Origin of the sequence: Paenibacillus sp. E222, assembly GCF_013401555.1 — a bacterium.
Taxonomy (GTDB): Bacteria; Bacillota; Bacilli; order Paenibacillales; family Paenibacillaceae; genus Paenibacillus.
In genome coordinates this window covers 5,779,622-5,803,964 of the sequence record NZ_CP058552.1, presented here as the reverse complement: position 1 = coordinate 5,803,964, position 24,343 = coordinate 5,779,622, and the positions used below count along the sequence as shown (strand labels likewise).

The 24,343-nt window shown below is 46.1% G+C and carries 19 protein-coding genes; 15 read left to right on the top strand and 4 right to left on the bottom strand.

Annotation, left to right across the window (positions count from 1 at the left end; all coding sequences use genetic code 11):
• The first annotated feature begins 34 nt into the window (after positions 1–34).
• The 7 genes from HW560_RS25565 (at position 35) to HW560_RS25535 (ending at position 7,936) form a co-directional block, all read left to right on the top strand.
• Positions 35–2,344 carry a class I SAM-dependent methyltransferase gene (locus tag HW560_RS25565; protein WP_179265070.1) on the top strand — a complete coding sequence of 770 codons (2,310 nt, stop codon included), beginning with the start codon at positions 35–37 and terminating at the stop codon, positions 2,342–2,344.
• The gene (locus HW560_RS25560; protein WP_179265069.1) at positions 2,341–2,928 is read left to right on the top strand and encodes a histidine phosphatase family protein; all 588 of its coding nucleotides are present in this window, start codon (positions 2,341–2,343) and stop codon (positions 2,926–2,928) included. The genes HW560_RS25565 and HW560_RS25560 overlap by 4 nt, the downstream gene beginning before the upstream one ends.
• A gap of 44 nt (positions 2,929–2,972) precedes the next feature.
• Positions 2,973–3,920, top strand: coding sequence for a class I SAM-dependent methyltransferase (locus tag HW560_RS25555; protein WP_179265068.1), 948 nt, complete (start codon positions 2,973–2,975; stop codon positions 3,918–3,920).
• A gap of 20 nt (positions 3,921–3,940) precedes the next feature.
• Positions 3,941–4,633: a 3'-5' exonuclease gene (locus HW560_RS25550; protein WP_177185681.1), complete on the top strand. Its 693-nt coding sequence runs from the start codon at positions 3,941–3,943 to the stop codon at positions 4,631–4,633.
• Entirely contained in the window at positions 4,626–4,997 is a 372-nt protein-coding gene (locus HW560_RS25545) for a hypothetical protein (RefSeq protein ID WP_179265067.1), read from the top strand. The genes HW560_RS25550 and HW560_RS25545 overlap by 8 nt, the downstream gene beginning before the upstream one ends.
• Positions 4,998–5,177: 180 nt before the next feature.
• Complete coding sequence (locus HW560_RS25540; RefSeq protein ID WP_179265066.1) at positions 5,178–6,179, top strand: ABC transporter substrate-binding protein; 1,002 nt, start codon at positions 5,178–5,180, stop codon at positions 6,177–6,179.
• Positions 6,180–6,391: 212 nt separating this feature from the next.
• On the top strand, positions 6,392–7,936 hold the full coding sequence (locus HW560_RS25535) for an AraC family transcriptional regulator (protein WP_257031436.1): 1,545 nt from the start codon (positions 6,392–6,394) through the stop codon (positions 7,934–7,936).
• Between the two features lie 210 nt (positions 7,937–8,146).
• Here HW560_RS25535 and HW560_RS25530 read toward each other — a convergent pair whose 3' ends face one another.
• Both HW560_RS25530 and HW560_RS25525 read right to left on the bottom strand, forming a co-directional pair.
• Entirely contained in the window at positions 8,147–8,815 is a 669-nt protein-coding gene (locus HW560_RS25530; protein WP_090896700.1) for an SOS response-associated peptidase, read from the bottom strand.
• A 253-nt stretch (positions 8,816–9,068) separates the two neighbouring features.
• Positions 9,069–9,446: a VOC family protein gene (locus HW560_RS25525; protein ID WP_053779906.1), complete on the bottom strand. Its 378-nt coding sequence runs from the start codon at positions 9,444–9,446 to the stop codon at positions 9,069–9,071.
• Between the two features lie 252 nt (positions 9,447–9,698).
• On the opposite strand from HW560_RS25525, the gene HW560_RS25520 reads away from it, so the two are divergent.
• The 5 genes from HW560_RS25520 (at position 9,699) to HW560_RS25500 (ending at position 17,414) form a co-directional block, all read left to right on the top strand.
• Positions 9,699–11,969 carry a putative PEP-binding protein gene (locus tag HW560_RS25520; RefSeq protein WP_257031435.1) on the top strand — a complete coding sequence of 757 codons (2,271 nt, stop codon included), beginning with the start codon at positions 9,699–9,701 and terminating at the stop codon, positions 11,967–11,969.
• Between the two features lie 226 nt (positions 11,970–12,195).
• Complete coding sequence (locus HW560_RS34310; RefSeq protein WP_179265065.1) at positions 12,196–13,281, top strand: HAD-IIIA family hydrolase; 1,086 nt, start codon at positions 12,196–12,198, stop codon at positions 13,279–13,281.
• Positions 13,282–13,430: 149 nt separating this feature from the next.
• The gene (locus HW560_RS25510; RefSeq protein ID WP_179265064.1) at positions 13,431–15,368 is read left to right on the top strand and encodes an LTA synthase family protein; all 1,938 of its coding nucleotides are present in this window, start codon (positions 13,431–13,433) and stop codon (positions 15,366–15,368) included.
• Between the two features lie 193 nt (positions 15,369–15,561).
• Entirely contained in the window at positions 15,562–16,569 is a 1,008-nt protein-coding gene (locus HW560_RS25505) for an LLM class flavin-dependent oxidoreductase (RefSeq protein WP_090896707.1), read from the top strand.
• 92 nt (positions 16,570–16,661) lie between these two features.
• Positions 16,662–17,414 carry a metallophosphoesterase family protein gene (locus HW560_RS25500; protein ID WP_306459250.1) on the top strand — a complete coding sequence of 251 codons (753 nt, stop codon included), beginning with the start codon at positions 16,662–16,664 and terminating at the stop codon, positions 17,412–17,414.
• Here HW560_RS25500 and HW560_RS25495 read toward each other — a convergent pair.
• Positions 17,411–17,647, bottom strand: coding sequence for a helix-turn-helix domain-containing protein (locus HW560_RS25495; protein ID WP_090896713.1), 237 nt, complete (start codon positions 17,645–17,647; stop codon positions 17,411–17,413). The two genes, HW560_RS25500 and HW560_RS25495, sit on opposite strands and share 4 nt — an antisense overlap.
• A 1,044-nt stretch (positions 17,648–18,691) precedes the next feature.
• Here HW560_RS25495 and HW560_RS25490 point away from each other — a divergent pair.
• Both HW560_RS25490 and infC read left to right on the top strand, forming a co-directional pair.
• Positions 18,692–19,624, top strand: a complete 933-nt coding sequence (locus HW560_RS25490; protein WP_090896715.1) for a manganese-dependent inorganic pyrophosphatase — start codon at positions 18,692–18,694, stop codon at positions 19,622–19,624.
• 133 nt (positions 19,625–19,757) lie between these two features.
• Complete coding sequence (infC, locus tag HW560_RS25485; RefSeq protein WP_090896718.1) at positions 19,758–20,249, top strand: translation initiation factor IF-3; 492 nt, start codon at positions 19,758–19,760, stop codon at positions 20,247–20,249.
• Between the two features lie 187 nt (positions 20,250–20,436).
• Here infC and HW560_RS25480 read toward each other — a convergent pair whose 3' ends face one another.
• Entirely contained in the window at positions 20,437–21,264 is an 828-nt protein-coding gene (locus HW560_RS25480) for a protein-glutamine gamma-glutamyltransferase (protein ID WP_179265063.1), read from the bottom strand.
• Between the two features lie 269 nt (positions 21,265–21,533).
• Here HW560_RS25480 and HW560_RS25475 point away from each other — a divergent pair, with 269 nt between their 5' ends.
• Complete coding sequence (locus HW560_RS25475; protein ID WP_179265062.1) at positions 21,534–24,281, top strand: PAS domain S-box protein; 2,748 nt, start codon at positions 21,534–21,536, stop codon at positions 24,279–24,281.
• The last annotated feature ends 62 nt before the right edge of the window (positions 24,282–24,343 follow it).

The window sequence follows — 24,343 nt, the reverse complement described above, 5'->3', positions numbered from 1 at the left end:
ATTAACTAACAAGGATAACGAGGTGAAGAAAGCAATGCTGAACGCATTAAAGGTCATACAATCTTACAAGTCAGGCCATCTCCCGGAGGCAGAGCAGCCTCTTTGGTTGCAGCTGCTGGCAGCGGCAGAGCAGCCGAATATTAACCTGGAACGCATTCATTCTATAGCTGAGCTGGAAGGCACGAATCCGGTGCTGGATTACGTAGAACGCACAATCCAGGTGCTGGAGCAGCTTCAGGTTTCTTTTTGGATGCGAGAAATTCTGGAGGATGTGCTGGTCTGGTCGGAAACGGCAAAGGCAGGATCACCGAAACAGCGGCGAAAATGGCAGAAACAGGGAATAAACCTGTTCGTGCACAATGTGGGTTCAGCACAGCTATATGACATGTATGGAAGTGTTGGAAATTTGCATGGCAAGCAAGGCCATCGTGAGGAGGAACATTCATCTCGATCAGAATCCTCGCGTGATTTATCAAATGATGATCCAAGCGGTAGTACACAAATTGTGCAAACAGCTTATGGTTCACTCCCACCTCGGCATGAGATCATTCGTACCCTTATTGCCACACACGGACTTATTGGTCAGTACATAAGAGGAGAAATCCCCTTTGCCGAAAATGCCCCACTGCACTCGTTCATAACGCAAGGGTGGATGACCGCAGATGAATTGCAGGCCATCCTGATCGCATTAAATGAATGTATCATTGCTGGCGTTGATCCAGCGTTGTGGAATCAAGTTCAGGCTGAAGTGCAGCGTATCATAGGCTGGATCATTACAGAGCCGGATCATACAGACTGGAATGTGAAGGAGCGGCTGTCACGCTTACGGAGCTCGTCTATCCGTCAGGGAGAAGCGATGGATGAAGCATATGCCAAACTCCAAGCCCAGCTTGAGATAGAGAAACTTCTCGCTCCTCTGGCTCATCGAACCTTATGGTATGTGGAGTCAGCGATGCATGATTTTTCGTTGCAGGAGATGGTTCAGATCTTCCTTTTGACGCTGCACAATGAAGCTATGGTGGTATCTGGGGATGACTCGATGAAGAACAGCACAGGTATAGGCATAGAAGCCGACGAAGAAGCAGTGAGCTTGAATTCGACTTCGCAGGAGCAACAATTGGCTGAGGTTAGGCATATCAGCTTCGAGCCATTAATGAACACGATGTATTACGATTACAAAGGTGTCAAGAAACTGAACATTTACAAGAAACGAATGATTGAAAAATATTTGGAGCAATATTCGTGGGAGCAGATTGAAGCAGGTGAGACGATTACTTACCCCCATCTGAGACATCGGATTGAACGGCACCCGGATTTGCGGGATACGGTGTTTGTGACATTTGAATTTTCCCCGGCGGCGGAGAAGTTGATTGCGTTCTGTATTGAGGCAGAAAAGTCTCCGTTATATGAAAAGGCTGTGCTGTTGTTATTTGACCTATTTGGACTTCGTCGGGATGCGTATGATCGGTTCCATAATGAAGAGACGTATCTGGCCGACATGAACAGCTCAGGTGATTATAAGAAAGTACTGCTGGATTACATGGTTGGCAAACGTGTGCTCGATATCGGTCCCGGCGGTGGAATATTGCTCGATCTGATTGAGCAGGAACGACCTGAGATGGAACCAATCGGCATTGATATTTCAGCGAATGTCATTGAGGCGTTGGAGCGCAAGAAGCAGCGAGAGGCACATCGCTGGCAAGTATTGAAGGGAGATGCTCTCCAACTGGATCAATACGTGCAGCCAGGCACGGTGGATACGGTTATTTTTTCATCCATTCTGCATGAACTGTATTCATATATTGAACGTGACGGACGCAGATTTAACAGGGATACGGTCGTTGCTGCGCTAAGAAGTTCATTTAACGTGTTATCCCCCGGGGGCCGAATTCTGATTAGGGATGGTATCATGACCGAACCCGAAGCACAGAAGCGACGGATTCGTTTCCTCGAACCGGATGGGATGCGATGGCTGGAGCGGTATACACAGGATTTCCAGGGACGCAGCATTGAATACGAGCGGATCGCTGAGAATGAGGCAATGCTGGATATCAACGATGCGATGGAATTTCTGTACACCTATACATGGGGCGAAGAAGCATATGTTCATGAGATTCAGGAGCAATTCGGCATATTTACCCCATCGGCATATGAGCACTGTATTCGCGAAGCGCTGGGTGATGAAGCCGAAATTATAACGTTCCGGCACTTTCTTCAGGAAGGATATACGGAGGCGCTTGGAGAACGAATACTATTTATGGATGAACAGGGTCAACCTGCATCTTTGCCAGACAGCACCTGCCTGATTGTGATTGAAAAGAAGAAAGGAATGGCGGATAGATGACGACTGGAGCCAACACGGCTTTATATTTTGTAAGGCATGCAGAATCTGAATACATCGAAGGGCAGGAACGCGAGCGAGGTCTGACGGAACAAGGGAAGAGAGATGCGGCTACCGTTGCGGGTTTGCTTCATCGGGAGCAGATCCAATCGTTTTATTCCAGTCCGTATAGACGGGCCGTGGATACGATTCAGGGGTTGGCCGAAGTGTCAGGCGGCATTGTGGTCACCGAAGAAGATTTGCGTGAGCGTGAGCTGTCAGGTCCTGAAGTGAAGCATGAACATTTTCGTGAAGCCAAACAAAGGCTCTATGATGATCCTGCATTTGCTTATCCAGGTGGAGAATCCGGCGAAGTCGCTGGGGCACGGGCAATCGCTGTTATCCAGCGAATTCTGGATAAGCATGCGGGACAAAAAATAGTGATTGGCATCCATGGGGATATCATGACGTTGATTTTCAATTATTATGATCCGTCCTATGGTTATGACTTCTGGGCAAATACAACGATGCCGGACATCTACAAGCTGGAGTTTGATCGTGAAGACAGGCTGGTTCAGGTAACACGATTATGGGAGAAACAGATGTAGTTTCTCTAGGTAACACGTTCTAACGACGTTAGGAGGCGATGATTATGAACCTCAAGTTGGTAGAGTCCTTTATGGAGCAACAAATCCGTTTTAATGACAATAAAAGTTTATTTTATAATGGAGGCAAGTCTGCATTAGGGCCATCTCCGCGAACGTTGTGCTGGCTAATGGAATATCGCGCTCAAGTGTCAAAAGCATTAGAACATATTTTTAAAGATCGTTTATTGAATCATTTTACAATTAAACTAGCAGAGCGAGGAATTCGCCAGTTTATCCAGGTGAATCAGTTTATGCAGTTTACGAGCAAAGACAAGTTGCAATTGGCAGAATTTTATAAGGATCAATTTATGCGGATCTGGTCTCTTTTGCAGAACGAGGAGGCAGGGGAAGAGGTAGTGCAGCAATTTTTCCAGAAGCATTATCAACAGTTAAGAACATTTCTAATACAGACCAACGGCGAGGAATTGTTTAAAAAATATACGATGGATCCACATCTGTTCTGGGTGCCTTGCGAGGAGTATTCGGCAGCTCTGCAGGTATCCTGGCTCGGCTTGGATATAAAGCGCCTGCATCCACCGGTGCTTGATCTTGGCTGCGGTCCGCAAGCCAATTTGGTCCATTTTTTACGTAGAAAAAAGATAGAAGCTTATGGGATGGACAGACAGGTGGAGGAATCGGAAGATCGGCCGTTTTTGCGACGTATGGGCTGGATAGAATCTTCATTTGAACAAGAACAGTGGGGGACAATAATATCCCATTTGGCATTTTCCAACCATTTTACACATCATCATCTCAAGGCAGATGGCGAACCAGAAGCATACGCTCAGAAATATATGGAGCTGTTAAGAGCGCTAAAACCAGGAGGTTCCTTCTTCTATGCGCCGAGTGTTCCTTTCATAGAGTCATTCGTAGATCAACTTCCCCAGTACTTTGTATGTCGAACCTGGATCACACCAACACAGCAAATGACGCGAATTACGCGGCTGGATTAGATGAAAAAGGGGAGAGTCGAATGAAAATTACGTTTATGCCTAATACGTACACTGTTGAAGAGCTGAAAGTCCCTGAATTGCACGATCGAACGTACTGCATATTTGATCTAGAGGGCACAGGGATCGATCCGGCTGAGGAGAGTGTGACTCAATTTGGTGCGATGTATTACAAAAAAGGAGAATCATTAGATTCATCGTTTACTTCACTTGTACTTGCGTCTAAACCGATTCCAGAAGCGGTCGCGAAGTTAACGGGCATTTCAAATGAGGATATGATCCAGGCTCCTTCGTTCGCAGAAGCATACCACGCTTTCCTGGCATTCATCGGGGATAAGGTATTAGTCACGCAAGCGGGGTATGAGTATGATTTACCCATTTTGAAACGACATTGTGATATGAATGGGCTACCGATGTTTACCAATCCGGTGTTGGATACAAAAGCGATGTTTACATATATTCATCCTGAAATCTCCGAGGTCATCTCTACCGATTTCCTGATCCAGTATTATGACCTGAATACAGACGGAATTCACAGGCACAATGCCTTGGCCGATTGTGGTGTGATTGCTCGTATATTTGAACATGTCCTGAACGAATATCAGGATCTTGCATTGGAACATTTTACTGCGGATAGGGAACGTGAGATGAAGCGTTTTGTGATTCCCGAGATGTATTTAACAGCACCGATCGGAGGAGGGAAGCCAGATGAGTAGATTGGATGCGGATAAATTGCTGGCTGATATGAATGAAGGGCGGATTCTTAGTCAGCAGACATTCGAAGGACTGGATGTGGAAGCCTATCTGGATCAACGGGATGCTTCCGAATTTGCCGATGAGTGGATGCAGGCATTTGAACGGTTTGCTCAGTCTGACGTCGTGGAAGAAGAGGTGCTTCGTGCATGCAGGGAACTGGCTTTCAAACGAACGATTGCTCTTGCGGGCGATCCTGAACTGGCCGGATATGTCAGTGATGATATTGGATTGATTGGCGCTGCCCTGTTACAGGACGAAATGCAGGATTCATTTGTTATGCAATTACTTGAACGTTATCAACAAGGTACATTGCCCCTGCGTTAAGCGGGGGTGACGGTTGTATATTCTTTTCGTTTGTATAAAAAAATAGCTTCGAATGTGTATTGTGAGTTTTGCACAGCATAAGGTACAATTCATCTAAGCATTGAGTGAGAATGATAATCATTATTCATGGAACATATTCTCACCGATACAACAACAGATTACATAGGGGTGAAGGGTATCATGGTAAGGTTCAGTAAAGGCTTCAAAGGGTGGACGATCATACTGCTACTCATGGTTGTAGTTATATCGGGCTGTAGTGCAAATTCTGAGTCAAAAGCAGAAGAGGCTCCTGCATCTGAGTCCACGGTATCGGATGGCAGTACATCTGAAACAACAGAAAAAGAAGCAGAGACACGTGTCGTTCAGGATGAATTTGGTGATGTGACGATTCCGGTGCATCCGCAGCGGATTGCTGGTATCTATGTGGAAGATTATCTCAAGGCTCTCGATATCACACCTGTAGTACAGTGGTATAATCCGATGTGGGGTGTGCAGGAATATCTGGATCTGGATGTGCCTCAATTCGATACTACAGGTAGCATTGAGGCTTTGTTGGAGTATGATCCGGATCTCATCATTGTGGATGGCGGAGCGGACATGGAGAAATATGAGATGTATTCAAAGGTGGCACCGACGTATCGTCTGCCTGAAGATATTTTGCAGGATTCCAATCAAATCTTGACGACTATTGCAGATGTTGTCGGTAAACCGGACAAGGGTAAAGAAGTTGTTGCGACATTTAAGGCTAAGATTGCAGATGCTAAGGCGAAACTTCAGGAAGCCGTTGGGGATGAAACCGTAGCGGTTGTCCGATTGAATATCAGCAACAATACATTGGCATTGTTCGGTGTGAAAAATCGATTTACGGGATTTCTTTATTCGGAGCTTGGTCTAACACCTCATCCACTGGTTGCCAACATGGAAGAATATCAGGAAATTCTGTCCGAAGAGGCTTTTCCAGAGCTTGATGCGGATCATATTATTGTATTTCCATCCAATGGAGAGTGGTCATCTCCAGAGAACAAGGAAGCTTTGAAGGTGCTCGATAGCAAGTTGTGGAAATCTCTTCCGGCAGTCAAAAACAACCATGTGTACATGATGGAAAGATCGTATTGGCAATCAGGTGCGATTACCGCAAACACAATGAAGATTGATGATCTCTTGCAAAAAATGACGCCATAAGCCCTTTTCCATAAGAAAGTTCTTCCCTCAGGGTTGAAGAGCTTTCTTTTTTCGTTTACACTATTGTAAATGATAACAATTCTCAATTAAGGAAGATGAATATGTGTCCCACGATTGTACAACTAATTCCTAAGCCCTGGTTATGCTTGCTTCAACATATGAAATACACGGATTATAGCCAAGTCGATAACACCAACAGGCAGACATATAACATGACATCATCACACACTCTTTTCGTAGTGACGGATGGGCATGGCTCTATAGACACTTTGGACAATATGGACACTCGTCTGGAAAAAGGGATGATTATGTTTGTTCCAGCTGGACGTACCATTGTGATTGAAGGCTCCAGTGAGTTGCAATATTACAGACTTGAACTGATGGTAGCTGAAGTAAAAGAAGACAAGGCCAGTAGGTTGAATATAAGAGACGAAACGGTGCAAAAAGGGCTTCCAGTCTTGATTTCAGATCCAGATCGGTTGCCTCTTATTGAGCTGAATTATAGTCCATGGAGTTCCTGTCTGAAATCGTTGGAACAGATATCGCGTGGGCTGACTGCTCATGATTGGTTGGACCAATGGGAGATACAACTTCGTTTCCAGGAGTGGTTCCGAGTGCTGCTTCGGCAAAATGATCCCGAGATTGAATCGCCGGATGACCGTGCCCGGCTTCAAAGCTCGATTCGTTATATTCGGGAACACTATGATCAGCCCATAACGGTTGACGATCTGGCAGCAGAGATCCGGCTTACCAGATCCAGTTATACCCGACAATTCAAGGAGATCACAGGCAAGCTTCCGCTTGATTATGTAAATGCTGTACGATTGGAGCATTCCAAACTGCTGTTACAGATGACCGATGATCGCTTGCATGATATTGCACAGAATGTGGGATTTAATAACGAATATTATTTTGGTCGCCGATTCAAGCAATATACAGGTGTTTCACCAGGATTGTATCGGCGACATCACCGTCAAGAGGTGCGTGTGTTTGCACCGTATCTGGAGGACTTTGTTCTTGCCCTTGGAATAAAACCTGTGTTGCAGTGCTCCCATCGCTCATGGGGCAGGCAGCAATATTTAGGGTTGGAAGATGTTCCTGAATTTGATGTTACTCGGATGGATGCAGGTTTTAATGAAACGAATGTGCCTGAATTTATTATGTTGAACGACGGGTATAAACGCTGGAATCTGGATCGCTTTGAGCAAGTAGCCCCGACATTTTATATGGAGCACGAGGGTGAGGACTGGCGTTCCATTTTGAAATCGACAGCAGATGTATTAGGGAAGGTGAATCGAGTTCAGGATGTAATAGGTGCCTATGAGGATAAAGCCGTTGAGGCCAAGGAACAATTGACACGTCATATGCGTGGCCAAACCGTCGCTTTTTTGCGTATTTCTGCATCGGAAATTACACTCTATGGGGATCAGTACGGTTACGTAGGGCCTGTGCTGTATCAGGATCTCGGATTAACCCCGCATGTTCGTGTTCAGCAATGGGCGAGTCAAAGTAGAAGAGTTGGTATTGGGCTTGAGCAGCTATGTCAGCTTGAGGCAGATCATCTCTTTATTACATTTGACAATATGGATTCTGCCTATCCCGGAGAGGAGCGGAAGCTCCTGGAAAGAGATGAGTGGAAACGGCTGCCTGCAGTGAAAAGCGGTCACGTATATGAGGTGGATTTTATGACCTGGATGAATTATGGTGTCATCTCCCACGGAAAGAAAATCGACGATATACTGCAGTATTTGGGATGAATTAGGCAACACGGGAGGACTAAATTAATTTAAAAAATCACGAGGAAAATCACATTCTCTGCTAAATCTCACAATTGAATTATACTTGAATAATCGGATACAATCGTTGACATGGCTGAGAATATGGAATCATTAGAGCTTAATGATATATCTCTATTAATTCATTACATAAAGGAGCAGAGGGGATAACCTCGCTGCTCCTTTTTATTCTTAACTGACCTCTCTGATCAATTCCTCGTTATTATTTCGCACATTACCTACTGCAGAATCCACCTTGTAAGCTATCATTTCATCGGCCTCATGCGGGCTGAGAAGCCTCAGAACGCTTTCCTTGTCCGATTCCTTGTTTAGCCAATCCGCTTCATCTTGCGGCCGGAGAATGACTGGCATACGATCGTGGATGTCCGCCATAAGACTGTTAGGTTCCGTAGTAATGATAGTGCAAGTTGAAAGCTTGTTACCTTCTGGATCAATCCAAGTATCGTATAGGCCAGCAAGCGAGAAGATGGAGTCATCTTTCATTAAAATCCGCATGGGTTGCTTTACGGATCCATCCTTTTTCCATTCATAAAATCCCGAGCATGGGATAATACAACGCTTGGAACTGATCAGGCGCTTAAAGGCAGGTTTCTCTGTGAGGGTCTCTGCACGGGCGTTAATCATTTTATTTCCTATTTTTTCATCCTTGGCCCAATTAGGAACTAAACCCCATCGGAGCGCCCCCAATCGATTACCGTCTTTGCTACCGATAATTGTCGGGATGAATTGCATAGGTGCAGCGTTGTAATTAGGTTTGTACTCATATCCTTCAGCAATAGAAGCATAGTACCTGTCCATAATTTCTTCGATTGGATCTGTAATCGTGAATCTTCCGCACATATCGAAGCCTCCTTTAAAACGCTATAGTATGTAATTTAACTCAAATATTTAACGTTAGAAACGGGTAATATGTGGAGTTGTATATCCAATTAAAAATAAATATGCAAAAAATCACGTGGAATTACTGCGCAACAACATGGGAAAACAGCAACGTATGCAGGCAGGTTTGCATTTGAGCAAAATATATAGAAAAAAGCCTGTCCACTACTGAACGGGCTTTTTGATGTGGTATTACTCAGGTGATCCAGGAGATTTAATTTTTCTCCATAACAGCAAAGTAATTGTTTTCGTCATCTGCAAAGTTGAATACTCTTCCGCCAGGCATCGTTACAATCTCGCCAACCGTAACTTGTTTATTGGATAAGTGAGTGTATAGTTGATCCAAGTTATCTGTGAAAAGCATGAGAGATGGTGTACCAAGGTTTAATTCAGGGGACATTTTGGCAACGAATTCTTTGTCGTGCAGGATAATGGTGGTTTGAGCATCCTTCACAGGGGCAATCTCGATCCAGCGCATGCCATTCCCATTAACTTCGTTAACGATATGGAAACCTGCTTTTTCCGTCCAAAATTGAAGAGCCTTATCCTGATCGTTTACATACAACATAATTTGCCCGACTTGAGTAAACATTGATTTACACTCCTTATATACGTAGTTGATCATGGTTGAAGCAGGTATGCGTTTGAATGTAGCTTTTTTAGATTGAGTCAAGCTTTATATTACCATATACGAGCGCCCAACATACAACTTCAATTCAAGCACAAAAAGAGGAAGCAAATGTCCTTGACTGCCGTATTGCCACATACCATTAGATAAAGGACAATTCGAGTGACTGAATTGCCTTTTAAGCACAGCCATGTAATGGCAGATGGGAGCGCTGTAATGACAAAACGGGTAGTTCTATTGGAAGAAGGTACGGCAGAGATGAAAGGGCTGATGGGTAGTAAAGGGGCTGGACTTGCGGCGTTGCTCCAGGCAGGTTGGCCCGTTCCGGCCGGATTCATTGTAACAAAGGAAGGCTGTCGCACGTTCTGTACCCGTCTTGCACATCTTTCAGCTGAAGGAGCCCAAGAGATTGGCAGCGCAATTCAGCATCTTGAGAAGCATTCTGGCAAAATCTTCGGTGATTCCTCAGCACCGCTGCTGCTTGCCGTCCGGTCAAGTGAAACGTGTCCCCGTGGTACAGCATCCCATGCTTTGCTTCATGTAGGACTGAATGATGTGACCGTGGAGGGTTTCGCAAGGCAAACGAATGATCGTCCGTATGCCCTTAATTGTTATCGAATTTTATTGCAGGAATATGGTCAACTGGTGCACGACATTCCGTATGCCCTATTTGAAGAAAAATGGGGAGACATCTCTATACTCGATGAAGCGAAGTTAGCATTCGCCATCGCGGAATATAAACGCTTAATAGAAGAGAAAGGACGTCATCCTTTCCCTCAAGATGTTCAGTTACAGCTAAAAGAAGTGATGCGTGCAGTTTCTGATTCACAGCATGTTATACGGTCCAACTCCCAACAAGAACTTCTTCGTAATCCTTCTCTTTTCTCCGATGAAACTCAAGGAGCAGCTGTTCTTATACAGGTGATGGTCAATGGCGAGCGTGGTGACCGCAGCGGGTTCGGAACGGTATATTCTCGTCATCCAGATACAGGGGAACGAGGTATGACAGGGGATTACGTTTCAATTGCTGCTTCTCGGCCTTCGAATGAAGGACTGGATCAACTGCGGAGTGAAGAGTCTGAACTGTATGGTCTTTTGCAGGACGCTTGCGGTTATTTGGAGTCTCACACGAGAGAGGTACAGGAAGTCCAATTTGTTGTGGATACTGGGACCCTGTATCTAGTGGAAATCAGTGAAGCGAGGTTAACATCACAGGCGACGCTGAGGAGTACTGTAGATCTCGTGGATGAAGGGGTAATCACCAAAGAGGATGCCATATTACGTATCCAGCCTTGGCATGTGAAGGAATTGCTGAAATTATCTCCAACTTTATCACCAGAGCTGCAGCTTCTACTTGAATGGGCAGATGAAATGAAGGGGCTTACAATACTTTCGAATGTGGATCATCCAAAGGACGCCGTGAAGGCCCGTGCGTTAGGGGCTGAGGGCATTGGATTGTGTCGGACAGAACAACTGTTGTTGTCTGCTTCGAGATTTCCTTTTGTACAGAAAATGATTCTGGCAGACAGCGAAGCTGAGCGCAAACGCGGACTGGAACGTCTGTTGCCGATGCAGCAGGCTGATTTTGAACAACTCTTCGAAGCGATGGATGGTTATCCGGTAACCATTCGATTGCTTGATCCGCCGCTGCATGAGCTGCTGCCTGATATTGAACGGTTAAACGAACGACGTGAACAGTTGGCTCTCAGTGCATTGGAGGAAAACAGCACTGAGGTGCAGGAGCTTGAGCGTGTCATCCGCAGGGTGCTGGAATTACATGAACAATATCCGTTGCTAGGGCAGCAGGACTGTCGACTGGGAACCGTGTTCCCTGAAATCTACGATATGCAGCTGGAAGCCATTTTTCGTGCAGCCGTGAAGGGCATTCGCCAAGGGCAGTGGGTACGGCCTGAGATCATGATTCCTTTGGTGGGTCATGCCAATGAACTTCAGGTCATGAGAGATCTGGTGGATCATGTAGCGGACCAGGTGCTTGGAGAGGAGAAGCGTCACTGTCACTACAGAGTGGGGGCACGGATTGAAGTTCCTCGAGCGGCACTGACCGCAGCTCCTATTGCGCGTCATGCGGACTTCTTCTCGTTTGGCACCGATGAGCTGACACAGATGACGTTTGGTTACAGCCGTCACCATACGGAGAAGCCATTCCTTCATTTTGTTGAGCCACAGCGCTCACTGCCCAGCAATCCATTTCAGGTACTGGATATCGACGGAGTGGGGCAGTTGGTGGAGATGGCTCTCGTTCAGGGCCGAATCCGGAAACCTCATCTAAAAGCAGGCATCTGTGGTGAGAATGCAGCTGATCCGGCATCCATTGCTTTTTGTCACCGTATTGGTCTGGATTATGTAAGCTGTCTGCCAGAACAGGTACCGCTTGCTCGTATTGCTGCCGCACAGGCGTCACTCCTTGCCCAGAAGCAGGACCAAAACAAAAACAGGCAGGACGGCGATATATCGACGATTGCGTAAATGCTTTGCTTCGGGTAAACGATTAAAGAGGTAAATGGATCGGCAGATGGTATAATACGGAAATAATAAAAAGGCAAAAGCTTTTGTGGACATAACTTGTTTATGGTGTTCACTTATCTGCTGTCAACGTATGACTATCACTAAGCCGATTCATTGCCTCTTTTTAATTTGAGATAAACAATGGAATTTATTTCGTCCACAATGAGCACAAGGAGAGACATCCAATATGACTACTTATGATAAGACTCCTATTCAGGCCATCTTTATCGACCGGGATGGCACGATTGGAGGTACAGATGAAATACGATATCCTGGTGAACTGGAGCTATATCATGGAGTTGAAGAATCCATCCGGAAACTATCTGGACAGGGTATCCGATTGTTTGGATTCACGAATCAACCGGGCATTTCAAAAGGTAAGTCAACGATCGAAGCTTTTCAGCAGGAGATGAGGCTTTTTGGCATTGAGCACACTTATGTCTGTCCTCACCCTGCCGAGGCTGAATGTGAATGCCGTAAACCACGACCATCGATGCTAAAACAGGCAGCGCTAGAACATGATCTGAATCTTGAACAGTGTATTGTTATTGGAGATCGGTGGTCTGACATGACTGCTGCGCGTGCAGCTGGCTGTTTATGCATATTGGTGTTGACCGGAGCAGGGGTAGAGTCGCTAGAAGAGAACCGTACCCGATGGGAAGCGCTGGAAGCGGACTTTTTGGCTACTGATTTCAACGCTGCGGTGCAGTGGATTTTGCAAATTAGGGAGAAGCCGACCGAGGATGTTATTATTCGCCAAGCATGTGCAGAAGATGCGCCTCGCCTGCTGGAATTGCATCGAGCACTGGATCGCGAAAGTACCTATATGCTCTATAATCCGGGAGAGCGTAAGACCACGCTAAGTGGGCAGGCTCGTTTTATAGATCAGTTGAATGCTTTTTTAAATAGTTCAATCTGGATTGCGGAGCATCAGAGCAAGATCATCGGCCATCTTACGGTCATTGGGGGCACAACAGAACGCATCCGACATCGGGCGAGTATCGTCATTGGAGTAAGACAGGCCCATACGGGCCAAGGGATTGGCAGAAATCTAATGTCAACAATGGAAGAATGGAGGCCTACTGCGGACATTACTCGCCTTGAGCTGACTGTTATGAGCCATAATTTTAATGCGATAGCTTTATATCATAAGGTTGGTTTTAAACAGGAAGGAATCAAGCCTAAGTCTTTATTGGTAAATGGTACATATGTGGATGAATTTATTATGGGTAAGCTTTATGAGGACCTTAACAAGAGCAGCTTAACTCTGTAGAAAAGAGAGATTTCCCTTACACGGAGTTTGGGAGAACTTTTTCTTGTCTGCTGCATCCCCTCATGGAATACCAAGCCCAAAACTGTTATACTGAAATATGCGTTTTGTAAAATGAACGTAAAAATTTCAGATAAGGGTTGAAAGCGACCATGTTTAATTCCAAAAATGAGCGGACCTCATCACGGACCTTATTTGCCGTGTTATTTATTCTTATGCTGCTGAAGCTGTCGCTTTTGCGGTATTTCTTTTTCCAGGGTCTGTCCGGCATCGGTTTCGTTACTGACGCATTGGGGGCCCTGACAGTGGTATGCATCCTCGATCTGATCGTGCCAAAAGGCTGGAAGCGTTCAGTGTACGCAGGTTTTAATGTGTTGTTCTCGCTGGTATTGTTCGCGGCGACACTCTATAACGTACATTTCAGTTCGGTTCCCACATATACGGCACTCAGCGAACTGGGCCAAGTCGCCCAAGTGAGAGGCAGTATCGGACCTCTGGTACGACCTGTGCACTTCCTGTTTTTTGTGGATATCGTACTGGCTCTGCCCGTATGGTTTATCTTGCGCAGTCGTCGTGCCTCAGCTCGTAACAGCAGTTATGGCGACAGTAGCCTCCATTTCGGCAGAAGCCGGAGACGGTATTGGGGCAAGTTGGGGGTAGCCCTTACGGCTGCATTTTGCATCGTGCTGTCAGGCAGCTTTATTGTCAAAGGGGAAACGATTGATAATGAACTGGTTCGTGCCGAAAATCTTGGTTTCCTGAATTATCAGGTGTCATCGGCAATTCTGACGAGCAAAGAGAATGAAGCCATTGCAAATGGTAACATTAACGAAACCATCGACAAAATTAATCAACTGGTTAGCAAATATCCATATCAGGATAAGCCCAGTCAGGGAACGGCTATTAAAACCAAATATTTTGGTCAGGCCAAAGGAAGCAATCTGATTGTCCTGCAACTGGAGTCATTTCAAAACTTCCCGATTAATGCTTCTCTCGACGGTCAGGTATTAACCCCCGTTCTGAATGATCTGGCTAAAGAAAGCTATTATTTCTCTCATTTTTTCCAACAGATCGGACAGGGAAATACGTCGGATGCCGAGTTCATGTCGAACACATCCATCTATCCAACCGGCGTTGTGCCCATGTCAGCAGGGTATAGTGACCGTGATCTGCCAAGTCTTCCAAAATTGCTTGGGAAAGAAGGCTATGAGTCAGAAACGTTCCACGTCAATGACGTCACCTTCTGGAACCGGAACAAAATGTATCCGGCGCTTGGATTCAATCGGTACTTCGACAAGCCCAGCTTCGAGAATGATAAGTTTAATGATTTTGGACCATCGGATGAGGAATTATATCGTGTAGGTGTGGAAAAAATGGCTGCACATCAGGCGGCTAATCAGCCGTTCTATGCCCAGTTCATTACAGCATCCAGCCACTCGCCGTTTACGGTTCCTGCGGACCGGGCGAGAATTACCATCCCGGCCACAATCACCAATACGTTGCTGCATGATTATCTGCAAGCGATCAATTATACGGATTATGCGGTAGGTCAGCTGATCAATGAACTCAAGGCAAACGGGTTATGGGATAACACAACACTCGTTATATATGGCGATCATTTCGGTCTACCGGCAAACGATGAGATTACTCAGCAGATCCAAACCAATCTGGGCGTGCCCTATGACGGTAATGTTAGTCGTTTCAACATCCCGCTCTTGATCCACACCCCGAAACAGGCGAAAGGTCAAGTCATAGAACAGCCTGGCGGTCAGTTGGATATTTTGCCAACGGTGATGAACCTGATGGGTGTCTCACTGAAGGAAGAGAAATTCACAGCCTTTGGACACGATCTGCTTAATATGGATCATAATGCGTTCGGTATCCGGTATTACTTGCCGACAGGTTCATTTGTGAATAATGACATTATGTTTATTCCGGGTGCGGGCTTTGATGATGGAACAGCCTACTCGTTAAAAACATATGAACCCGTCACAGATTTGGAACCCTATCGTTCCGATTATGAGCATGTGCTAAGTTTGATGAAGCTGTCTGACGAGTATGTAAAGCTGCTGCCCAAACGTGCACCGTAATTGAATTTTTATATCTATGAAATACTATAACGTCACTGGCTCACGAGCTGGTGGCGTTATTTGTTTATTCATCATACATCTTTACGTGTAATGAACGTGTAATGAGAAGCAGAACTCCTTTGAAACTGTAATTAATAATGTTACAATGGAAAGTGCAGCCACTAACGCAGGATGACGAAAGGAATGAATATAGATGAAACTTAGTGTACTTGAACATGGACATATTAATGAAGGACGGACGGTACAGGATACCCTTCAGGAGACAGTAACTCTTGCCAAACATGTAGATGAACTGGGCTTCTCCCGCTTCTGGATGTCGGAGCATCACGGCAGCGGTGCATTGTCATTTTCCAGTCCGGAAGTTATGATTGCACACGTTGCAGCACATACAGATCGAATTCGCGTAGGTTCAGGCGGCGTTATGCTGCCCCATTATAGTGCATATAAAGTTGCAGAGAACTTCCGTTTGCTGGAAGCGCTGCACCCTGGCCGAATCGATCTTGGCATTGGCAGAGCACCGGGAGGCATGCCGATTGCCAGCAGGGCTCTGAATGAAGGAAAGTCATCGAATGTGCAATTCTTCCCGCAGCAGATTGCCGATCTTGGTGGATACTTTCATGAGCAGCTGCCGGAGGATCATCGTTTTGCATCCTTAGTAGCTGGCCCATCCGTACCAACTGTTCCCGAAGTATGGTTGCTCGGCTCCAGTTCCGAAGGTGCGCGAATTGCTGCGGCACAAGGTACCGCTTATGCATTTGCCCAATTTTTCGGAACGCCGGGTGGGGAGGAAGCGATGAAGCATTATCGCAGACATTTCAAGCCTTCGATCCTGAATGACAAACCACATTCCATGATTGCGGTGTCGGCATTCTGTGCAGAGACCGAAGAAGCGGCCGCTGATCTTGCTCGCAGCAATGAGTTATTCTTCCTGCGGCTTGGCCGGGGTCTGGAGCAGAACTCATTCCCATCCCTGGAAACGGTGAATAACTATCCATTTACGGCCATGGAGATGGAACAGATCCGTCAACGCCGTTCTTTTTCCATTGTAGGTACACCGGATCAGGTAAAAGACAAAATTACAGCAATGGCTGAACGCTATGAAGCGGATGAAGTTATTATTGCTTCAGCGATTCACTCATTCGAGGATCGTTTGCGTTCATTCAGCCTGATCGCGGAAGCCTTTGATTTAAAGCAGGATTAATCGGTACTGAACGGGAATTAGTATTTTGAAATGGCTGGAGCCTTGCCTAGCAAGGTTCCGGATATACTCTTGCGTGATCAGGGAGAGGAGAGATTCACATTCGCAGATGTGTCATTAGTGATATTCATGGCTGTTACGACGAATTCAATGCTCTGCTTGAGCAGGCAGCATACGATCCGAAGCAGGACGAGCTGATTTTGTTAGGTGATTATGTCGACCGCGGACCGAAGAGCAAAGAGGTCGTGGAACAGATTATGCAGATGCAAGAGCAGTACAACATTATTGTGATTAAAGGAAATCATGATGCGATGATGGTCAAGGCGCTGAACCATGATGTCGAGGACTATGACAAACACTGGATTCGCAATGGAGGTTTACAGACGCTGGCCAGCTATGTCGAGGTTTCTTTGGATGATGAGCAGTTGGACTGGGATGTTTATACTGAAGCCAAACAGTGGCTCCGTACACACTATGAGCATCATCTTCGTTTTTTGGAACAGCTTCCCCTTGTATACGAAATTCCTGGTTATATCTTTGTACATGCCGGGATTAATCCGGAGGTGCAGGATTGGCGGACCCAGTCAGAGCGGGACTTCATCTGGATTCGGGAGCCATTCTATTCCAGACCAACCTCGCTTAAGGAGACGGTGGTATTCGGTCACACGCCAGTCAAAAATTTGCATAATGAGTCAGGTGTCTGGTTTGATCCCACTGGGGACAAGATTGGCATTGATGGCGGATGTGCTTATGGTGCTCAATTGAATTTGCTGGAGATCAGCGAAGATGGAAGTCTACAGACCCTTTTTGTGAGAAGAGGTGAGACCCGTCAGGGTCCCGAGGTTTAATCCACGCGGCGAATTTCAAATAAATCATTAGGTGTGATATCGAAGTATACACAGAATTTCACAATGAGGGATGCAGAAATCTTTTTCTTATCCATATTCGTATTGTGCAACAGCTCCATAATGGTTGTTCTATGATGTCCAATTTCTTCTGACAATTTGAGGACAGACATGTTGTTGTGCTTTTTCAAGATCTCATCGAGTTTGCAGTGTAGTGTGACTTTATCGAAATCCAAAGTGATCCTCCGGAAGATTAGTTGAGAAACTACTTTATTAGTGTATAACGGAGACGAGCGATGCATGGAGATGACACAAAAAAGACCAGCAGGCTGTAATACATATGGTTAAGAACAAGCCAGTTTGGACTTAAGGAGGGCGTATCTTCAAACGTAGGCAAGCCAAAATATCATCGATGCCACCATTCTATCCAAAGAGGAGCTTCTTGGAGAGCCTTTTTCCCCTGGATTAACGCCATCGTCTGCGGAAGGTTTAGAAGTCTATGTATTGGATTTGTATCATGTAATTCGTTTGCGCAAACGCGTGCTTCCTCATTCGTTTCATGCCGCCATTGTAGCTGGCTTCTCTAGCCCAAAAGCGTGTTAAGGAGGGGGCACTTTTTCCTGCCTTTAAAATAAGAAGATGTGCACCGGAATGTGTTCACCAGTCTGAACGGGTGTCAATGCATAAGCCGGAGCATTCGGGCAAGGGTACACGAGGCTTGAGCATGCTCTTTTTCTAAGGAACATCGGACATCTTATTTGGATCAAAAGCCTTGTTTTTCAATCGTAAGGAACACCAGACACGTTATTTCCTAAAATTCCTGATTAAAACGCTAAAAAAGGATATAAATTCTCATATAGCGTGTCTCAGGTTCCGTAGCCTTTAACAGGTACCTTCAAAGCTTTGAATAACACGTCACAGATTCCTTAGCTCCTCGACATCTACTCCAACCCCAGGTGAGAGGGAACGACTCCAGAACTATTTTCCAAGAAAATACTAACGTAGTGAGGGGACGAAATCGCTTCTAAAGAAGCGGATCGCTCGCCTTTATCCTATTTCTAATCATAAAAATCATATCGAATCTGATTGAAATGCAGCAGTTGTAGCTATCTTTAATCTGGATCAGTGCCAAATCATATTGTACTCTCTGAGAATGATTTTGTAATTAATTCGCTGTAAAGGGATTGGAATTAAGCCTTATTAACGCTATAATCAGTAAGGGTATGATTGAAATATTACATTTTATTCATCTAAATCAGAATTGACGGAGGGCTATTAATATGGAAAAAGCATTAATCTTCGGTCACAAAAATCCCGATACGGATACGATCTGCTCGGCCATTGCCTATGCAGACTTGAAAACAAAACTGGGTCAGGACGTTGAAGCTGTTCGTCTCGGCGAAGTAAACGGCGAAACTCAATTTGCACTGGATCAATTCAAAGTGGCAGCACCACGACTGATCAAAACAGCAGCCAACGAAGTGAACAAGGTCATCCTGGTTGACCACAACGAGCGTCAGCAAAGTGTCAGCGATATTGAGGAAGTGACGGTTGTCGAAGTTATCGACCATCACCGGATCGCGAACTTTGAGACAAGCCAGCCTTTGTATTTCCGTGCAGAACCTGTAGGTTGTACAGCAACCATTTTGAATAAATTGTACAAAGAAAACGGCGTGGAAATCAGCGCGCCGATTGCTGGTCTGATGCTCTCCGCGATTATTTCCGACTCCCTGTTGTTCAAATCCCCAACATGCACAGAGCAGGATGTAGCAGCTGCACGTGAACTGGCTGCCATTGCTGGTGTGGATGCAGACAGCTATGGTCTGGATATGCTGAAAGCGGGCGCGGATCTTAGCCAGAAAACGATTGCTGAACTGATCTCCCTGGATGCGAAAGAATTCGCCATGGGCCAAGCAAAAGTGGAGATTGCACAAGTGAACGCGGTTGACGTGAATGATGTGCTTGTGAAGCAACCTGAGCTTGAAGCAGCGATTGAAGCGATTATTTCCAGCAAAGGTCTTGACCTGTTCGTATTTGTCGTAACCGACATCTTGAACAACGATTCCGTTGCATTGGCGTATGGTGCTTCCACCAAAGCTGTAGAAAAAGCGTACAATGTAACATTGTCGGATAGCAGAGCGCTGCTCAAAGGCGTCGTATCCCGCAAATCGCAAATTGTTCCGGTTCTGACCGAAGCGTTCAACTCGTTGTAAAATGCACAAATGCACAAAATCGACGTATGACCATTACGTCCAGATATAGAAAGAATATTCAGTTACAACATCCAAGCCTGCTCTTGATCTGTTATAGGTCAGGACAGGCTTTTGTTGTGGAGGAGGATGTACCATGATCAAAAATGAAAAGATTAAAGCGACTGAAGTCCAGCTGACCGGTCTGAACGGTGAGGATCTGGGCATCATGTCTACTCGTGACGCACTTGCACTTGCGAAGCAGCACAAGGTGGATCTGATCTGTATGTCTCTAATGACCAGCCCGCCGCCATGCAAACTGATGGGCGCTGGAGCAGCGAGACAGGAAAAGCAGCAAGAGAAGAAGAAAGCTGCGAAATCGCCGGATAAACGTAAAGTGAAGGAGATCCGACTGAACCTGCAGATGGAAGACCACGATCGGGAGACCAAGCAATCTCAGGCAGAGCGCATCCTGACGAAGGGGGACTCGGTGAAGCTCGTCATCCAGGTGCATGGAGCCAAGGAAGGAACAGCAGGCAAGGAATGGGCAGAACAGCTGTGCAAATCTCTGGCCGAGTATGGCAGCAAAACGACGGGTATCCAGGTAAGTGGCAAACAGGTGGTAGTACAGTTGGACCCCATTGGATAATAACGCTGATCGAAATCATCTGAATAACATTGAACGAGGGGACTATCCGGTCTTTATTGCGCTGGCTGTCCCCACTGATCCAAAAACCCCCGTGAAGCAACAGTAACCTGCTGTTCTACGGGGGTTTCAACATGAAATATGGATATAGCGGCTCTGCACGCCTAATAACAATCACGCCTCAAGCTGTTTAGACACGCAAGTAACGGCTGCCGCCGATGCGTACATACAACTGTCCCGGCAAGACCGGAGTAGACGAGGCAGTCTGTGTATTCGCATTACTGTTCTTGGCGTAGCGGGATAGATATAGAAAGTCCGGATAAATAACCGTATCCATTAGATAGGCTGACACTGTACTTCCGGGAATGCGGTTTTGATTGAGTGAACGGATGATTTCTTCCCCGCTTGCAATCCCGATTCCATGACCATAATATACGTCTTCACGCAGCTTAATGGTATTTTCTCCCTGCCATTCTGGCGTTTCAGGGGAAACGTCCGGATTTTTGAAGTACAATACATCTCCAGGAAGCGCAGAGTCGCTGCCGTTCTTCTCCGTTAATCTAAGATCGCTGTCATAGTGCCAGTCGTAGAGCAGGAGGTTGCGGAACAGTGAATTGAAATCATCTTCCCGAATGCTGTTCAATACGCCGCCATACAGGACAATCACAGTCGCTGTTGCACATTCAAAGGCATACAAATGACCATTCTTCCAAATGTCCCGGATTCCCTCTGCAGGTGTTACCTCACCTCTTAGTTCAAAGCCTCCTTGATCATTTCGATTCCAATATGCCGGGTTGCACCTGGACTTCTCGAATGAGGCAAAGCTTACCCCGCTTCGATCCAGTGCTTCTGCTGCATTGACCAGAGACTCCCGCAGTGTCCATTCAAAGTGAAGATGATCCATGGATTGATAGGTGTACACTGTTGAACTGTTCTGTAGCTGCTGTAACCACTGCCATGCAAAAGCAGACCAATCCGAACGGACCAGCTCAATTGGTTGATTCGCAACAATGATCATAATCATAACCTCCTGTATTAATTTTCAACCTTGTACAAACGGATGTGCACGCGTATTCTGTAGTATATGAGGCTGATTTTGCGATTTTGTAAATCTAAAAGACAGAGAACATGAAAATATACGATAATAACGTCGATTGTTGCTTGGATTTTTGTTGATCTCGTTTATAAAACATTACATTTGGGGTACTACTCTTATAGATGAAGTTATGTTCAGGTTGATCTGTTCATACGGAATATGTTCAGATTCCCAATAAAGGAGGATATGCGGTGTCGAATCCAATTACAGAGAATCGCTCTCTGTTCGAACAGTTATACACACATGCACCGATCGGCATTGCTGTTGCTTCACATGTGAACGGACGTTGGCTCCAGCTTAATCCGGCATTTTGCGAGATGCTGGGATGCAGTGAAGATGAATTGATTGACTCCCCGATTGTACATATGATTCATGAGGAAGACCTGGAAATGGAGGAATTCAGATCCAACTTCTGGGATATGACCAACGGATTAAGTCTGATGTATGAGGTCGAGTTACGTCTTAAGCGCAAGGATTCTACTCTTCTGTGGGCCACGTTACGAGCCTGCATCGTCAGGGATGAAGTGAGCGGCGAGCCGCTTTATTTGCTTGTTCAGGCAGCTGATATTTCGAAACAGAAGGACGCCGAGAGTCGACTAATTGTACAGCGCAAGCAGTTGGAAGAGAGCAGTCGAATCTCAAGATTACTGGCCGAATCCTCGCTTGATCTAATTGCTATACACCAAGCCGACCCGGAGCGGACGTTCAAGTACGTATCTCCAGCCAGCAAAAGCATGTTGGGATATGATCCTGAAGAAGTCGTCGGTCAATCTGGCCTGTTCTGCATTCACCCCGACGACGTGGCTCTGGTCGAAGCTTACATGGCTGCTCAAATCCAGGGGCTTGCGCCTGATCGAATTAGCTATCGGCTCCTGCATAAGGATGGTTCTGTTATATGGGCGGATACCATTACCCATTATGTATATGACAAACAGGGAAATCTGCAGGAAATGATCGGAGTGACCCGTGATATTACAGCGAGCATGCAGCAGCAATTAAGTCTTCAGGAGTACCAATCATTGTTTGACTGTAACCCGCTGGGGGTGGCATCACTGGATCTGGAAGGAAACCTGTTGAAGGCCAATGCAGGTCAGGAGCAGTTGACAGGCCACACCAAGGAGGAACTGCTTAGCGGGCCGTTTGATCATCTTATTGATCCCGTGGACCTGGATAAGACAAGGTATCATTTTGAACAGACTGTAAAAGGAAATGCACAGAGCTATGAGGTAGGGCTGATTCACAAGAACGGACAGCGTATTGAAACGAGTGTAATTAATGTTCCGATTTTGCTTGAGGATCGTGTCGTTGGCGTTTATGGAATAACCAGTGATATTACAGAGTCCAAGAGGTATGTAGAGGAAATTGAAAATCTCAGTTACGAGAGGGCATTAATTCTCAATGCCATTTCAGAGGGAGTCATTGGACTGGACCCAGATGGCCAACTGATCTTTGCCAATCCTGTTGCAACGGAGATGATGAATTTCTGTCCGTCTGAAATGAATGGCAAACCTCTCGAAGAGATTATCTTACAAATGCAAAGTGAAGGCATCCCTTATCCTTCCAATGGCAATCCGATTCTTCAGGCGGTACGCGAGGGGCGAAGCCTGCCGCGATCGGAGTCTGTATTTTGGAGACAGGATGGCTCCAGCTTCCTGGCGGAATTTCAGTTGAAACCGATTATGGATCAGGGAGACAACCGTGGGGCTGTCCTCGTTTTCCGCGATATGACATCGGTAAAGGATATCATCCGTGCCAAGGAAGCGGCAGAACAGGCTGACCGGGCGAAGTCCGAGTTTCTGGCAATCATGAGTCATGAGCTTCGTACACCTCTGAATGGAATTATGGGCATGGCCCATCTGTTAAAAGAAACAGAGCTGGACGAGGAGCAGTACGGCTTCGTGGATATCATGATTGACAGTGGTGAATCCCTTCTGCATATTCTGAATGAGATCTTGGATTTCAGCAAGATTGAAGCAGGTAAAATGGATCTCGAACGCCAACCAGTGGATATCAAAGCCGTTCTTGGCGGGGTCATGGAACTATTCTCGCTTAGAGCTTCCGAAAAAAATATTGAACTATACTGTGAAATGTCAGAGCAGATTCCTACACGTGTAAGAGGCGATGAAACACGGATTCGTCAGATTTTGATTAATCTGGTAGGCAATGCCGTCAAATTCACGGAAAAGGGAAGCATTCAGGTTCACGTGGATGTCAGACCCGCGGATTCTTACGATGAGAATCATCTCATCTTGTCATTTTCGGTCAAAGATACGGGGATTGGCATTCCGTCTAACAAGCAGCATCAGCTGTTCCAGTCCTTCTCACAGCTGGATCCAGCGATCAATCGTAAATACGGAGGCACAGGGCTGGGACTGGCCATCAGCAAGAAGCTGGTAGAATTAATGGGCGGCGCCATTGGGGTGCAGAGTGAGGCAGGTGAGGGAGCGGATTTCCACTTCACCCTGTTACTTGAACGATGGCAAGACGAATCCAATGATCGGATGGATCAGGCGTCTGATCACGAGCTGAAGCTGGACCGAACACGCCTGGCAGCGGGGATCAAAATTCTTGTCGCTGAGGATCAGTATTTGAACAGTCATTTGCTGGAGGAAATGCTTCGTAAGCTCGGGGGTGTATGTGATATCGTGGAGAATGGTGAAGAAGCTGTGAAAGCATTGGAAAGGGAAACCTACGACCTTCTCTTTATGGACATCCAAATGCCTGTGATGGATGGGATTGAAGCGACCTGCAGAATCAGGCAAACCCACCCTGAAATTCCGGTCATTGCTGCCATTACCGCATTCGCAGGACCGAACGACCGTGAAGCCTGTCTGAAATGCGGCATGCAGGACTTTATCAGCAAACCGTTCAGCTCTGCGGAAATAAGCCGTGTGCTAAGCACATGGGTTCCTTACATTCGGTCCCGGCACGAGCGCTGAAGGGCGTCTGCACTTTGTATGATGGGATAAGAAAATAACCTGCCCCCCATTGAGGGAACAGG